We start from the raw sequence: 15,572 nt of genomic DNA, 5'->3' as shown, positions 1-15,572 counted from the left end.
ACTCCATCGAGAGAGGACAAGCGGGCAATTATAGAGTGGCGGTCGGATAAAAACGCGCCGGAAAATAAAAAAGCCGGAACAGCGTCAGCTGCTCCGGCCTTGTTCTGGCAAGCGTGAATTACGAGCCAAAATGGTAGTTGAACTCGATCCACCCCTGGCGGCCTTGCGGGCTGTAGTTGCCGATCGGGTAGTACGGCCAGCCGTTGCTGGCGTCGCGCTTGATCTTGTCGAACACGTTGTTGACGATCAGCGAAACGGTGGCGCGGTCGTTGATGCGGTAGACGGTGCTGATGTTGGCCAGCGCCGTCGGCGTCAGGTAAGCCTTGCCGGCGGCATTCGGCAGCTTGCCGTAACGGCTGACCAGCAAGGTGTTCGACCAGTCGCCCGCAGCCCAGTTGACGCTCAGGTTCAGCTTGTCGGGCCAATCCATGTTGGTCATCGATTTGGTTTCATCGGTCTCTGCATCGCCGGCGAATTGCTGCGATTTCTTGCTCAGCACCCGGGCGTAGTTGGCCTTGAAGGCGAAACGGCCATAGTCCGTCGTGCGCAGCAAGTATTTCAGGCTGACGTCGATGCCGCTGCTGCTTTTCTTGGCCGCGTTGATCGGGTTGACGGTGATGGTCTTGATCTCGCCCGCCTTGTTCAAGGCATTGGCCGCGTAGCGCTCGATGCGGCCCAGGGTATCGATACAGGTCGGCGAGCCGATATCGGCCTTGCCGAGGCGGCAATCGGATTCGTCGCGCAGCAGCTTGTCGGCGTCCAGATTCGTCACCAGGTCGTCGATCTTGATGTTCCAGTAATCGACCGAAACGTCGAAATTGGAACTCGGCGACCAGACGGCGCCCACGCCGAAGGACTTGCCCTTTTCCGACTGCAGGTCGCGGCTGCCGTTCTGCACGTAATCGGCACCCGGCGATTTATTGGCATACTCGCAGCCGTCGATGGCCTTGCCCGCAGCATCGCAACGGTAATAGTCGGTGGTGCTCGAATAATAGCCTTTGCCGCGTGCCTGGTAGATGTAATTCATGTCCGGCGCGCGGAAGCTGGTGGCATAGTTGGCGCGGAACAGCAGCTCCGGCGCCGGGCGCAATTCGAGCCCGCCGTTGTAGGTGAACTTGCCTTCCTTGCGGCCGGCAAAGCTGTAGCGGTCATAGCGGCCGGCGACGGTAGCGGTCAGCTTTTCATGCAGCGGCACATTCAACTCCGCACCCAGCGCATAGCGCGAACGGGTGCCGGCCGTGACGCCCGAACCGGTGGCGACATTGAAATAGCCCTGGTCGATGCGCGCGTCGGGTTCGTTGCTGAAGCCCTGCTTGCTTGCTTCGGCAATCGTGGCGATTTTCACCGTACCGGCAGGCAGCTGGAACAGGTCGCCATTCGTGGCCAGGCTCAGGGTATTCGTCCAGGCCTTGTCCTTGCTGTCGCTGTAGCCGCTGATACTGTCGAATTCGGCCGGCGTCAGGCGCTGCGACAGGCGCGCGGGATCGGGGGCGTAGATGGCCACGCCATTCGCGTCCGTGCCCAGCTTCGGTCCCAGGAAGAAGCTGTCGATGTTCGAGCGCAATTGCGGCCGGTGGGCTTCGCTCGTGTAGACCGAGGCGTTGTAGTTCGCCTCATATTGCCAGGCGCTGCCCGGAATGCGGCCCTTGGCGCCCAGCGAGATGGCCGTGGCCAGGTCGTCCCAGCTGCGGTTGTAGCGCTGCACGCCGCCGATTTCCTCGGGCGAGATAAAGCGCGTCCACTCTTCGTAGGCGCCGCTGTTCTGGTTCAGAAAGGAATTGCCGTTCAGCGAAGCCGAGGTCCACGACGGGCCGCGCGTATTGTTGACGGTCTTGTTCTTGCCGATCAGGACATCGGCAAACAGGGTGGTGTCGGCATCGAGCTCGTAATTGGCGCTGCCGAACACGTTCTGGCTCTGGTTCTTCGTCTGCGTGGTCCAGAAGGTCGGGCGGGCTTTCGGGCTGGCGCAATAGCTGCCGTTTGCCGCCGTATACTTGCTGACGCTGCCGCCGAACATGTCGCCGAACTGACCGCAGGTGTCGCCCAGGTCGACATAGTTGCCGGCCTTGCCTTTCACCAGGGTGCGGCGCGCGGCGATCGTCGTCGGCACGCCGGAGCGGCTGGTCATGAAGTCGCGGTCCATGCTCCACAGCGGGTCGCGCTGGCTCAGTTCCACGCTAAACAGGGTATGCAGCTTGTCGAAATTGCCGCCGCCCGTCAGCTGCACACGCTGGTTGCCGGCGCCGCCGCGCGAGGTGCCGCCCAGCTTGACGTTGATATCGAAGCCGTCCGTCTGTTTTTTCAGGATCACGTTGACCACGCCGGCGATCGCGTCCGAGCCATAGATGGCCGAGGCGCCGCCGTTGAGGATTTCGATGCGGTCGACAATGCTCGACGGGATGTTCGCCAGGTTGGTGAAGTTGACGGCGCCGTCATAGGCGATGGGGAAGTCGGCCAGGCGGCGGCCGTTCAGCAGGATCAAGGTATGGTTCGGGCCCAGGCCGCGCAGGCTGATGGTATTGGCCGACGGCGTGAAGGTATTGCCGTAATCCTCGCCCTGCGTAAAGCCGCTGTTCTGCACCTGGCTGGTCAGCGCGTCGAAGACGTTCTTGTAGCCCTGCTTGGTGATTTCGTCGCCGGTCAGGATGGTGACGGAAGACGGGCCTTCCAGGCTGGCGCGGGGAATGCGCGAACCGGTGACCACGACGGCTGGCGGGGTGGCCGCCGCCTGCTGATCCGCTGCGGGCGCTTGCGTTTGCGCGTGCGCCTGCCATGCGGTGCCGCCCAGGATGGCCAGTACGCCAAGGCTGAGCGGTGTTAACTTGAACTGTTTCGACATCGTTGCGCTTCTCAAGGTGGGAGAAAAGCGGCAAGATAGCAAAATGTCAGTCATTCCAGAACGAATGGATTCATCTTTCTATATATCAAAATTGTTATATAGAAATATTCATGAGCAGGAAAACGCCAGGCGTCCTCGCTAGCTCATGGCAGGAACATGCGTGTTAACGGCGCCTGATGGCAATTTCCTTGTAGGAGGGCCGCAACAGGCGCGTGGCCGCGTCGGCCGGACTCTCCATCGAACTCAACAGCCTGGTGGCCCCCATGGCCGGCGTGCAGCTGCCGCTGCTGCGGTAGCGCAGCGCCGCCGCCAGCATGCCTTCCGCCGCGTCGCCCAGCGCATGCTGGTAATCGTCCGCCACGTCGCAGGTCGGCGCCATGCCATCGGCAAAGTCGCCAAAGCCCTTGGCGTTGACGCCCTGGAATTGCACGGCGAAATACGTGGTGCCGCAATTCGGCGCGGGATAGAAACCGTAGGGCTTGCCACATGTCGTGCCGCCGATCAGGTTGACTTGCACGTCCACGCCGCGCAAGCCGTTGATGATCGCTTCGCTGGCCGAGCAGGTGTTGCCCGTTGTCAATAAGGTCACCCGCTTGAGCCCCAGCGAGGGCAGCGGCGTGCCCTTGGGCAAGGGATTCTGCGCGGGAAAGCCCTGGCTTTGCGCATGGAATGGCACGGGCGCTTCCGGCCGCGTCTTGTCATTGAAGAGCACCTGCTCGAAGGTCTTGCCGGTGGTGACTTGCGGACCGGCGATCATGTAGGCGAGTTCGCTGGCGACATCGAGGTAACCGCCGCCGTTGTAGCGCACATCGAGCACCAGGTCGCTGATGCCGGCCGCCTGGAAGCGGGCCATGGTCTCGACCAGCTGGCGTTCGGCCACGTTGTTGTGCGTGTTGAAGGTCAGGTAGCCCACCTTGCCCGTGGGCGTGTCGATGATGCGCTCGTTCTGCACGGCGCTGGTGCTCACGTCCACCGCCGTCAGGCTCACCGACAGGGGCGCGCCGTTACGGCTCAATCCCAGCGTGTGCGCGCCTTGCGCCTTGGGGAACAGGCCGGCGTTGAGGATAGCCACGCTGGCCGCGTCGGGGGCATTGACGAAATCGACGCCATCGACGGTTTGCAGCACGTCACCGCGCCGCAAGCCCGCCAGTGCCGCCGGCGAGCCCGGCTCGACGATCGAGATCACCGCCTTGCGCGGCGGCGTGCTACGCGTCAGCGCCAGCAGCATGCCGTAGCCCAGTTCCACGCCGTTGAGCGAAGCTTCCCATTCTGTCGTCGGCAAGGTGAAATGAAACTGGTCCTTCGGCTTGCCGGATGCCGTCATCGCCGTCGTTTTCAGCACATCGAAGTACGCGACGGGCGTGGCGAAGCTTTGCGCCTGGTAGGTGGCCGGCACTTCGCGGTACCACAGATACGTTTCATCGATCCAGCTGCGCACCCACGTCAGTTCATCGAGCAAGGTGCCCGGCTTGTCGATGCTGCTGCCGCGCGGCGCCGCGCAGCGGTTCTCGACCGTGGACGAAGCGACCAGCGCCGCCGGACCCGCCGGCGTCACGGGCGGCACGACGGGCGCGCTATCGCTGCCGCCGCCACCTCCGCCGCAGGCACTCAACAACAATACGAGAGGAACCGCCAGGGCGGAAAAGCGCAGGGAAGACATGACGAACTTTCCGAAAAGAAATTATCGAAAAATTATAAGACGTTTTACAAACAGGCGTTGTTTTCTTTGATACAAAAAAAATGGCGCCCGCAGGCGCCATTGCTACAGCGTGAAGTTCACCCCATCACGCCACGGTGGCCGCCACGGGTGCCGCCATGACGGGCGGCAACGGCGTCGGTGCGTTGAAGGCGATCAGCAAACTGGCTTCCTTCTCTTTCGCCGCCTTCAAATGACGCTCCTTCACGTGGCCATAGCCGCGGATGTCTTCCGGGATGCTGGCAATCGCCACGGCTTGCGCCAGCTTGGCCATCGTCAGTTTCGGCAGCAAGCCGCCCACCGTCGTGCGGTACTCGAGTATCAGCGCGCGCTCCATCTTGCGCTCGGCTGTATGGCCGAACACGTCGAAAGCCGTGCCGCGCAAGCCCTTGAACTTGGCCAGCACGCCGAAGGCCTTCAGCATCCATGGGCCATATTCCTTCTTGATCAAATGGCCATGGGCATCCGTTTTCGCCATGATCGGCGGCGCCAGGTGGAACTTGAGCTTGATGTCGCCTTCGAACATGGCGGCGATCTTCGCCTGGAAGGCGCCGTCCGTGTACAGGCGCGCCACTTCGTACTCGTCCTTGTAGGCCATCAGCTTGTAGAAGTAGCGGGCCACGGCTTCCGTCAGGCGCAGGTGCGGGCCATTCAGGGCGCTTTCGGCGGCGCGCACCTGGCCGACGAAGTCCAGGTATTGCTGCGCATACGCGCGGTCCTGGTAAGCCGTCAGCAAAGCCACGCGTTTTTCGATCAGGTCGTCGAGCGTTTCGATGCGCTTGAATTCCACCACCTTGGCTGGCGTCGTCATGCGCACCAGGCTGGCCGCATCGTGGGCGCCCGCGCGGCCCCAGTTGAAGGCGGCCTTGTTGAACGCCACCGAGACGTTGTTCAAGTCGATGGCCTTCATGATGGCAGCTTCCGACAGCGGCACCTTGCCCTTTTGCCAGGCATAGCCCAGCATGAACATGTTCGTCGCGATGGAGTCGCCCATCAGCGCCGTGGCGATCTGGCCCGCGTCGATGAAGTCCACGTGGTCGCTGCCGCACGCCTTTTCGATTTCCATGCGCGCCGAGGCGCCGGGGAATTGCCAGTCCGGGTTTTTCACGAACGCGGCCGTCGACGAGCTGGTCGAGTTGATCATGGCCCAGCTGCGGCCCTCTCCCATGCGCGACAGGGCGTCGCGGCTGGCCGTGACGATCAAGTCGCAGCCGATGACGAGATCGGCCGCACCGGTGCCCACGCGCGTCGAGTGGATGTCTTCCTGGCGGTCCGCCAGGCGCACGTGCGACATCACGGGGCCGCCTTTTTGCGCCAGGCCGCTCATGTCCAGCACGGAACAGCCCTTGCCTTCCACGTGGGCCGCCATGGCCAGTATCTGGCCGACGGTGACGACGCCCGTGCCGCCGATGCCGGTGACCAGGATGCCGAACGGCTCGGCCGTCGACGGAATGACGGGCGTCGGCAAGGCCGGCGCCGCTGGCGCGTCCTTGTCGGCGGCAGCCGCCGCCTTCTTCGGCTTTTTCAAGCCGCCGCCTTCCACCGTCACGAAGCTGGGACAGAAACCCGTCGTGCACGAGAAATCCTTGTTGCAGGACGACTGGTTGATCTGGCGCTTGCGCCCCAGTTCCGTTTCCAGCGGTTCCACCGACAGGCAGTTCGATTGCACGGAGCAGTCGCCGCAGCCTTCGCAGACGGCTTCGTTGATGACGGCGCGCTTGGCCGGGTCCGGGTATTCATTGCGTTTCCGGCGGCGGCGTTTTTCCGAAGCACAGGTCTGGTCGTAGATCATGGCCGATACGCCGGGCATGTCGCGCAGTTCGCGCTGCACGTCCATCAGTTCCGAACGGTGGCGCACGGTGACGCCTTCCGCCCAGGCGTAATCGTCCGGGTATTTTTCCGGTTCATCCGTGACGACGATGATGGGACCGACGCCTTCGGCGGCGATCTGGCGCGAAATGATGGCCGGCGACAGCGGGCCGTCGAATTCCTGGCCGCCCGTCATGGCCACCGCATCGTTGAACAGAATTTTATAAGTGATGTTCACCTTGGCCGAGACGGCCGCGCGGATGGCCAGGATGCCCGAGTGGAAATACGTGCCGTCGCCGAGGTTGGTAAATACGTGCTTTTCATTCGTGAACGGCGCCTGCCCAACCCACGTGACGCCTTCGGCGCCCATGTGGGTGAATGTCGACGTTTCGCGGTCCATCCACAGCACCATGTAGTGGCAGCCGATGCCGGCCAGCGCGCGCGAGCCTTCCGGCACCTTGGTCGAACTGTTGTGCGGGCAGCCGGAGCAGAAGAACGGCGTGCGGTCCTTTTGCGGATCCGGTTTCACGCTGATGGCCTTGAGGACGTTTTCCTTCGCTTCCAGATAGGCGATGCGTTCCTTCACGCGCTGCTCCACCGGATGACCGGCGTAATAGCGCGAAATGCGGCTGGCAATGGCGCGGGCGATCATGGCCGGGTTCAGCTCATACGTGGCCGGCAGCAGCCAGTCGCCGTGACCGGTGCCCTTCTGGTTGCTCCATTCGCCCGTGTCATCGAACTTGCCGACCACGCGCGGACGCTCGCCGTCCTTCAGGTTGTACAGTTCTTCCTTCAGCGCGTATTCGAGGATTTGCCGCTTTTCTTCCACCACGAGGATTTCGTCGAGGCCCTTGGCAAATTCATGCACGCCGTCCGCTTCCAGCGGCCACGTCATGCCGATCTTGTACAGGCGGATGCCGATGTCGGACGCCGTCTGTTCGTCGATGCCCAGGTCGGCCAGCGCCTGGCGCGTGTCCAGGTAGGATTTGCCGGCCGTGATGATGCCAATGCGCGCCTTCGGGCTGTCCCAGATGATTTTATTGAGCTTGTTGGCACGCGCATACGCCAGCGCCGCATACCATTTGTAGCTGTTCATGCGTACTTCTTGTTCCAGCACCGTGTCGGGCCAGCGGATGTTCAAGCCGCCGGCAGGCATTTCGAAGTCGGTCGGCAGGGTGATCTGCACGCGGTCCGGGTCGAAATCGACGGCGGCGCCCGACTCGATGATGTCGGTCACGCATTTCATCGACACCCATAGCCCCGTGTAGCGGCTCATGGCCCACGCGTGCAAGCCGTAGTCGATGTATTCCTGCACCGACGACGGGTACAGCACGGGGATGCCGCAGGCGTTCAGGATATGGTCGGACTGGTGCGCCGTGGACGAGGATTTTGCCGCATGGTCGTCGCCGGCCAGCACCAGCACGCCGCCATGCTTGGCGGAGCCGGCGTTATTGGCGTGCTTGAACACGTCGCCGCAGCGGTCGACGCCAGGGCCCTTGCCGTACCACATGCCGAACACGCCGTCGTATTTCGCGTCTTCGAACAGATTCGTTTGCTGCGTGCCCCAGACGGCTGTGGCGGCCAGATCTTCGTTCAGGCCCGGATGGAATTTGACGTGGTGTTCATCGAGATATTTCTTGGCCTTGATCGCCGTCATGTCGACGGATGTCACAGGCGAACCGCGGTAACCGGTGATATAGCCGGCCGTATTCAGGCCCGCCTTCAAATCGCGCTCGCGCTGCAGCATGGGCAGGCGGATCAGCGCTTGCGTGCCCGTCATGAAGGCGCGGCCACGCTCCAGCGTGTATTTGTCGTTCAGGGAAATTTCGGACGCGTGCGCGCCCGGCTCAAGACTCGAGCCCTTGATTGGTGCATTCATTACTTGTCTCCATTATTCTCTGTGCTACGCGTGCAAAGTCGGTTGAACTCACACGTACCGGCTGTGCCTTGTGGACAATGCCGGTGCGGAAAAATGACTTGTTTGTCGTAGACTACCACAGGAATGCGCGCAGTTCTTTGCTGCGCTGCACTCCCGGGCGGGTACCATTTTCACTACTATTTGTTACAGAGCAACATTACGCGGCGTTCGTATCTTTCAGCACGCCGCGCTTGATCTGGTCCAGCTCGATCGATTCGAACAGGGCGCGGAAATTGCCTTCGCCGAAGCCCTGGTCGCCCTTGCGCTGGATGATCTCAAAGAAGATCGGGCCGATCACCGTCTGCGTGAAGATTTGCAGCAGCAGCTCGCGTTCATTTTCCGTGCTGTGGCCATCGATCAGGATGCGCAGGCGGCGCAGTTCTTCCAGCTGCTCGCCATGGTTCGGCAGGCGGCGGTTGACCAGCTCATAGTAAGTTTCAATCGTATCCTGGAAATCGATACCCGTATCGCGCATGCCTTGCACGGATGCGTAGATATTGTCCGTACCCAGGGCGATATGCTGGATGCCTTCGCCATGGTACTGGTCCAGGTATTCGGCGATCTGCGACTTGTCGTCCGACGATTCATTGATCGGAATGCGGATCTTGCCGCACGGCGAAGTCATGGCCTTCGACTTGAGGCCCGTCAACTTGCCTTCGATGTCGAAATAGCGCACTTCGCGGAAGTTGAACAGGCTTTCATAGAACGTCGCCCATTCCTTCATGCGGCCACGGTGCACATTGTGCGTCAGGTGGTCGATATACGTCAGGCCATGGCCGACGGGGTTGGCGACGGCGCCGGGAATGGCGACGAAGTCGACGTCATAGATGCTGATGTCGCCGATGCCGCCTGGCGCGGCCACGTCCGGCTTGTCGGCGCCCTTGCCGCGCCAGCGGTCGACGAAGTACAACAGGGAATCGCCCACGCCCTTGATGGCGGGGATATTCAGCTCCATCGGCCCCGTTTTATTGTCGAAGCCCCAGGCGCCCAGTTCCAGCGCGCGGCGGTACACGAAGGCCGCGTCGTCGACGCGGATGGCGATGGCGCACACGGACGGGCCGTGATGGCGGGCAAAACGCTGCGCGAACGAATCTTGTTCGGCATTGATGATGAAATTGATGTCGCCCTGACGGTACAGGGTCACATCCTTGTGGCGGTGGCGCGCGATGGCCGTGAAGCCCATGTTCTCGAACAGCTTGCCCAATGCTTTTGGGTCTGGTGCTGCATACTCGACGAACTCGAAACCATCGGTACCCATCGGGTTATCCCAAGGCTGAAATTGCATGATGTCTCCTCCAAGAAGTAGCGCACAGTATAGGCGCGGTCTGTGGGCATTAAATGCCAAAGATCTCCCGAACAATCATGATTTGCGCAATAATATTGCGTGAAACAAGAACCACCGGAGGAAGCATGAGCAAAATTACGCTGGATAAAACGGATCGCAAGATCCTCGCCGTCCTGCAGGCCGATGGCCGCCTGTCGAACCAGGACGTGGCCGAGCAGGTCAGCCTGTCGCCGTCGCCATGCTTGCGCCGCGTCAAACGGCTGGAAGAAGCGGGCGTGATCCGCCAGTACGTGGCCCTGCTGGACCCGGAAAAGATCGGCCTGGGCTTGCTCGCCTACGTCAACGTGCGGCTGGAAAAGCACAGCGACGCCACGGCGCACAGCACGGCGCGCGTGCTGGCGCCGAATCTGGTGACGAATACCTCGCCGCGCGCCGACTTTGCCGTGGCCGTGGCGCAATGGCCGGAAGTGGTGGCCTGCTATGCAATGACGGGCGAAATGGATTATCTGTTGCGCGTGCACGTGGAAGACATGGAGCATTTTTCGCGCTTCATGATGGCGACCCTGCTGCGCCATCCGGCCGTGCTGGACGTGAAATCGAGCTTTGCCTTGCAGCGCATCAAGGATACGACGGCCCTGCCCTTATTGTAACGGCGGCCCGGGCTTCTTCTTGCGCCCCGGCAAGCGATCCCACAGTTTGAACGCGGCACGCGCGTTGGCCTTGAACGTGTAGTCGAACATGGCGAACTGTTCCTGCACGGCTTCCTGCAGCATGCTGGTCGGGTTCGGCGGCAACAGTTTCAGATATGCATCGGCTTCGCCATAGTCGCGCTGGATTTCCATGCCCGCCTTCTTGGCGATATGCATCATCGTCTTGTTCGACGACAAACAATGCATGTACAGGGTATCGACATCGTTGTTACGGCAGTGAATCGCCGCCCGTTCGAACAATTTCGACCCGACCCCCATGCCGCGCATGGATTTCGACACCGATACGCCAAACTCCGCCACCTGTTCCTTGTCCGTCACCACGCTTTTCGCCGGCGACTGGTCCTTCGGCGCGAACGCTAGGTGCCCCACGCCCACCAGCTTGAACAGGCTGTTGTAGACGCCGTAGATCATGTCGCGCGAAAAATCCATCTTTTGCACGTACTGGGCCACGAGTTCATCGGGCAAGGCGCTGCCGAAGCGCAGCAGGCGGTCGCTTTTCTCGAGCGACAGGAAATGCTTCATCATGCGGCGCCGGTCGCGCTCATGCAATTGTTTGACGAGCACGGTAGGACGCCCGCCACCGCTACGGCTGAGCCAGCGGCGAAACGGGTTTTGAAACAGCTTGGGTAAGGTCACGTCGACTCCTGGGGGCGGTGCTGCGGCACGTCAGGCTGGTATTGTGCGGTGCAACATTGTGGCGCCATTGTAGCGTATTCCCGCCATTCAAGCCTGGCCCAGGAACGCCTGCACGGCCGCCACCCGCGCCGCGTGGATGACTTCGGGGATGCGTTTCGGCTCCGCACAGCCTTGCGCCAGCGCGCCCGCATTCACGGCGCGCGCCGCATCCAATCCGCCCTGCAGCCGCGCCGCCTGAGGGAAATCGCCAGTGACCAGCCCGTCGCAAGCGACGGCTTGCAGCAGTTGCGCAAAGCGCTGCGGCTTGCGCAAGCCGTCGCAGCGTTCGCACAAGCTCACCACGGCTTCGGCGCTCAGCGCCAGCGCGCCATTGATATGGTCCCGTTCGCGCGCCGCCATGACGGCCAGCTCGCGGCACTCGTTGGGCACGCGCAAGCGCTCGCTCAGTTGCTCGATGGCATCTTTGCTCATATGCAGCATCAGGGCGGCGAAACGCACGGGCAAGTCATGACCTTGCGCGGCGGCATGGTCGACGACCTGCAGCAAGCGCTCGCTCAGCGGGATTTCGCCCATGATGCGCGCCAGGGCGCCGCATTCGTGCAGCACCGTCAGCATGCGCGAAGGATGGCTTTCCATCAGCCCCTTGGCCACTTCCTGCCACACGCGCTCGGCCACCAGGGCGTCGACTTCGCCGTCGGCCACCATGCGGCGCATCAGGGCCAGGGTGGCGGGAGCGACAGTGAAGGTATGAAAACGGGCGGCAAAGCGGGCCAGGCGCAAGATGCGCACGGGGTCTTCGCCAAAGGCGTCGGAGACGTGGCGGAAGATTTTAGTGCGAATATCCTCGATACCGCCGAACGGATCGGTCAACGTCCCGTCCTCGGCCCGGGCGATGGCGTTGATGGTCAGATCGCGGCGCACCAGGTCGTCTTCCAGCGTGACGTCGGGCGCCGTGTGGAAGACAAAGCCCCGGTAGCCGGGCGCCGTCTTGCGCTCCGTGCGGGCCAGGGCGTATTCTTCCTGCGTCTTCGGGTGCAAAAACACGGGGAAATCCTTGCCGACGGGCCGGAAGCCCTGGCGCAGCATGTCTTCCGGCGTGGCGCCCACGACGACGTGGTCGTGGTCTTTCACGGGCAAGCCCAGCAGTTGGTCGCGCACCGCGCCACCGACCGTGTAAATCTTCATAACACTCTTTTCTTATTCAGGTAATTCCGCGTCGTGCTTGGCAGCGACTTCCGTTTCCGCCAGCGCTTCCGTGATCCAGCGGGCCACGGCCGGGTGCGCCTGCACGCGCTCGCAATACGCGTTCAGGGCCGGCGCCAGGCTCACGCCATACGTGCGGAAACGCATGACGACGGGGGCGAAATACGCGTCGGCGATGGAAAAGTCGCCAAACAGGAACTGGTGGTGGCCAAAGCGCGACAGGCACTCTTCCCAGATTTCGCTGATGCGGCCAATGTCGGCCTGCGCGGCGGCCGTGCGGCCACGTCCCGGCAATTTTGCCTTGATATTCATCGACATATCGGTGCGCAAGCCGGTAAAGCCGGAATGCATTTCCGCGCAGATACAACGCGCCATGGCGCGCGCGGCCACGTCTTGCGGCCACATGTGTTTATCCGGAAACTGCTCGGCCAGGTATTCGCAGATGGCCAGGCTGTCCCAGATCGTGATCTCGCCCGCCAGCAGCACGGGGACCCGGCCGCAGGCCGAATATTCGGCGATCTTGGTGGTCGTGTCGCTCTGGTCGAGCAGCACGCGCACTTCCTGGAACGGGATGCCGAAGGCCGTCATGGCCACCCACGGGCGCATCGACCACGATGAGTAATTCTTGTTGCCGATGATGAGGGTCAGGCCCGGCTCGCGCGCGGCGGCCAGGGTTTGCGTCAGGCTGGGATCAAGGATGGTCGTTTGCATGGTCGGCGGACTTTAGTTGGAGGATGGCAAATCGGCGGAAACGGCGCTGTTTTTCGGTCCCACGGTGCCCAGGCGCGCCTTCAGCGACTGCGGGCTCTTCTCGAACAGGGCAGCGTAATAGGTGGCGTTGGCCATCACGTTTTTCACGTAGCCGCGCGTTTCCGTGTACGGAATGATCTCGGCAAAGACGGCGCCTTCCAGCGGACGCGTCATGGTGGCGCGCCAGATGCGCAGACGCCCCGGTCCCGCGTTGTAGGCGGCGCTGGCCAGCACTTGCGAGCCGTCAAGACCACCGAGCACCATGTTCAGGTAATTCGTGCCCAGCAAGACATTCGTGCGCACATCGCTCAAGGTTTCCGTGACGAAATCGGTGAGGCCGATCTTCTTGGCGACATAGCGGGCCGTCGACGGCATGACCTGCATCAAACCGGACGCCCCCACGTGCGACTGCGCATCCATGATGAAGCGCGATTCCTGGCGGATCAAGCCATACACCCAGGCCTTGTCCAGGCCCAGGGTTTGCGTGGCCGGATGCATGACGTCGTCGTGCGGCGTCGGGTAGCGCTGCGTATAGTCCACTTCCAGGCGCGTGCGGTCCGAGGTGTTGACCATGCGGTCGAGCACATTGTTTTGGCGCGCAAATTCCGCGGCCGCCAGGTGCTGGCGGTCCGTCATCGAACGCAATTCCCAGTTCCACTCGCGCGTGCCTTCGAAGCGCAGGCGCATATTGAAAAATTTCAAGGCGCGCTGCAAGCCCGGATTGGCGGCCATGGCGGCAATTTCCGTCGGACTGACGGGCTGGCCCGGCGGCGGCAAGACCAGATGGTTGCCCAGCTCTTCATTGGCCAGCAAGCCATAGAAATTCGACTGGTCGGAAATCGTGCGGTACAGGGCGTCCGCCTGCGGGTTCGGGCGGCCCGGCGTTTCCGCCTGCTGTGCGCGCGCCAGCCAGTACACCCAGGTGGGATCCGTGCGCAGGGACGCCGGCATGGCCTGGATGGCGGCCTTCACAAGTGGCCAGTTGCCTTCACGCAAGGCGATACGCGCCTTCCATTGCATCTGCTCCTGGGTCAGGGGAGCGCCATTGGTTTTTTGCCAATATTCGAACGCTTCCGGCGCCAGCGCATACGACGCTTGCAGGGCCAGGCTGGCCCAGCCGATGGCCTGTTCCTGCGGCGTCAATTGCGCGCTCGCCTTTTGCAGGGCCACGACGCCCAGTTTCAAGGTGCTTTTCGCCATGCGGCCGACGGCCACCAGGTACATCTCGTGGTCGGCACGGCTGGCGCCCGCGCCCTTGGCCAGCACCAGCGCCGGCAAGTCGATGGCTTGCGCCATCTTCGCGTCGGACGCGCCCAGCAACAGCGCGATGCGGCGGGCCGGGCCCGTGGCATTCGTCTGGCCCGCCAGGCGGATCTGCGCCCACAGGTCGTTCGTATCGAACTGGCCATTTTGCGCCAGTGCCGCGATCAGGCTGCCGCACGCTTCGCCATAGCCGGGCGGCGAGACGAGCAGGTTGCGCGCCTCGGACGCCACGTTCTGCCCCTTGGCGGCGCGCGACATCAGCGCGTAGCACTTGAGCTGGGTGTCGTCGTCGAGGGCGAATTGCGGGTATTGTTCATCAAACACGACCCAGTCGCGCTTGCGGCCAAGCTCCAGCAGCCAGTCGTTGCGGAAGCGGTCGGCGATGGCGCTGCCCTTGTAGCGGTTCAGGTAATCGCGAAATTGTGCCTCGGTCAACTGTTTGATGCGCGGTTTCAGCCGATAATAGTCGACATACGAGGGAATCTGGTAATTCGTCAGGCGCCCCGCATAAAAGTCGGCTTTTTCGACGTCATCCTTGCGCGCGGCGTCGCGCAGCAGCAGGAAGGCATCGTCCTCGCTGCGCGTGTCGGGAGCGGCGGGCGTTACGGTAGCGGACACCTGGGCCAGGGCGGCCAGGGGAGACAAGGCCGATGCAACACACAGCATCGTGCCGGCAATCCATTTCAGTGGGGAAATCAATGTACGACTCTCAATCTTAACTTGATGGTGATATGAATAGCGACCCTAGAATAACATGCGATCCGGCTGCACGGCCACCCATTGCGCCACAGGAAAAAGCCGGCTTGCGCAAAGCCTTGCTGGCGGCCCGGCGCGCCCTGCCCGACGCCACGCGCGCGCAGTGGGATGCGGCCATCGCGCAGCGCCTGCTGGACTGGTGCGCGCAGGAAAACGTCGAGGAACTGGGCGTGTACTGGCCCCTGCATGGCGAGCCGGACTTGCACGGCGCGTATGCGCAGCTGGCCGCGCGCGGCGTGCAATTAAGCTTGCCGGTGGTGCTGGAAAAGCATGCACCGCTGGCGTTTTCCAGCTGGACGCCGGGAGAAGCGATGGTCAAGGATGGCATGGGCGTGGCCGTGCCCGCCGAATTGCGCCTGCGCCCGGCGCCCGCCACCCTGCTGGTACCTTGCCTGGGTTTTAATGGGGAACGGTACCGGCTCGGCTATGGCGGCGGGTATTACGACCGCACCCTGGCGCAACTGCCCCGTCCGCGCACCCTGGGCATCGCCTATACCTGCCTGGCGGCAAGCTTTCCCAACGGCGAATACGACATCGCCCTCGATCACATCGTGACCGAGGGCGATCTGCTCTGAAAGCACCTAACATAACCTACTGCGCGTCGCGATTTGCGGCCTCCGATGCTCACTGTGCGATAGCACAGCTCCGCTTCTCGGCCGCAACTCGCTGCCGCTCGCGACGGTTTTGTTAGGCGCTATAACTGCAAG

At 62.5% G+C, this 15,572-nt stretch carries 10 protein-coding genes; 2 read left to right on the top strand and 8 right to left on the bottom strand.

Annotated elements, in window-relative coordinates; genetic code table 11:
• Positions 1 to 118: 118 nt before the first annotated feature.
• From O3299_RS21260 to hppD, 4 genes are all read right to left on the bottom strand, one after another.
• Complete coding sequence (locus tag O3299_RS21260; RefSeq protein ID WP_305063141.1) at positions 119 to 2,839, bottom strand: TonB-dependent siderophore receptor; 2,721 nt, start codon at positions 2,837 to 2,839, stop codon at positions 119 to 121.
• 163 nt (positions 2,840 to 3,002) lie between these two features.
• A complete protein-coding gene (locus tag O3299_RS21255; protein WP_099665778.1) occupies positions 3,003 to 4,499 on the bottom strand; it encodes a S41 family peptidase in 1,497 nt (498 codons plus the stop codon).
• Between the two features lie 124 nt (positions 4,500 to 4,623).
• Entirely contained in the window at positions 4,624 to 8,223 is a 3,600-nt protein-coding gene (locus O3299_RS21250; protein WP_305063140.1) for an indolepyruvate ferredoxin oxidoreductase family protein, read from the bottom strand.
• Between the two features lie 196 nt (positions 8,224 to 8,419).
• The gene (gene hppD, locus O3299_RS21245; protein ID WP_305063139.1) at positions 8,420 to 9,547 is read right to left on the bottom strand and encodes a 4-hydroxyphenylpyruvate dioxygenase; all 1,128 of its coding nucleotides are present in this window, start codon (positions 9,545 to 9,547) and stop codon (positions 8,420 to 8,422) included.
• 125 nt (positions 9,548 to 9,672) lie between these two features.
• On the opposite strand from hppD, the gene O3299_RS21240 reads away from it, so the two are divergent.
• Positions 9,673 to 10,197, top strand: a complete 525-nt coding sequence (locus O3299_RS21240; protein ID WP_034753092.1) for an Lrp/AsnC family transcriptional regulator — start codon at positions 9,673 to 9,675, stop codon at positions 10,195 to 10,197.
• Here O3299_RS21240 and O3299_RS21235 read toward each other — a convergent pair.
• The 4 genes from O3299_RS21235 to O3299_RS21220 all read right to left on the bottom strand — a co-directional run bounded on the left by O3299_RS21235 (position 10,189) and on the right by O3299_RS21220 (position 14,775).
• The gene (locus tag O3299_RS21235; RefSeq protein WP_305063138.1) at positions 10,189 to 10,893 is read right to left on the bottom strand and encodes a GNAT family N-acetyltransferase; all 705 of its coding nucleotides are present in this window, start codon (positions 10,891 to 10,893) and stop codon (positions 10,189 to 10,191) included. The genes O3299_RS21240 and O3299_RS21235 overlap by 9 nt on opposite strands.
• Positions 10,894 to 10,980: 87 nt before the next feature.
• Positions 10,981 to 12,078, bottom strand: coding sequence for a multifunctional CCA addition/repair protein (locus tag O3299_RS21230; RefSeq protein WP_305063137.1), 1,098 nt, complete (start codon positions 12,076 to 12,078; stop codon positions 10,981 to 10,983).
• Between the two features lie 12 nt (positions 12,079 to 12,090).
• Positions 12,091 to 12,807 carry a glutathione S-transferase family protein gene (locus O3299_RS21225; protein ID WP_305063136.1) on the bottom strand — a complete coding sequence of 239 codons (717 nt, stop codon included), beginning with the start codon at positions 12,805 to 12,807 and terminating at the stop codon, positions 12,091 to 12,093.
• A 12-nt stretch (positions 12,808 to 12,819) separates the two neighbouring features.
• Complete coding sequence (locus O3299_RS21220) at positions 12,820 to 14,775, bottom strand: lytic transglycosylase domain-containing protein (protein WP_305053798.1); 1,956 nt, start codon at positions 14,773 to 14,775, stop codon at positions 12,820 to 12,822.
• Positions 14,776 to 14,912: 137 nt separating this feature from the next.
• Here O3299_RS21220 and O3299_RS21215 point away from each other — a divergent pair, with 137 nt between their 5' ends.
• On the top strand, positions 14,913 to 15,440 hold the full coding sequence (locus O3299_RS21215) for a 5-formyltetrahydrofolate cyclo-ligase (RefSeq protein WP_305063135.1): 528 nt from the start codon (positions 14,913 to 14,915) through the stop codon (positions 15,438 to 15,440).
• Positions 15,441 to 15,572: the final 132 nt, after the last annotated feature.

Source organism: Janthinobacterium sp. SUN176 (genome assembly GCF_030587335.1).
Taxonomy (GTDB): domain Bacteria; phylum Pseudomonadota; class Gammaproteobacteria; order Burkholderiales; family Burkholderiaceae_D; genus Janthinobacterium; species Janthinobacterium kumbetense.
The sequence above is the reverse complement of the archived record's forward strand: the minus strand, read 5'-3'. Positions and strand labels throughout refer to the sequence as shown.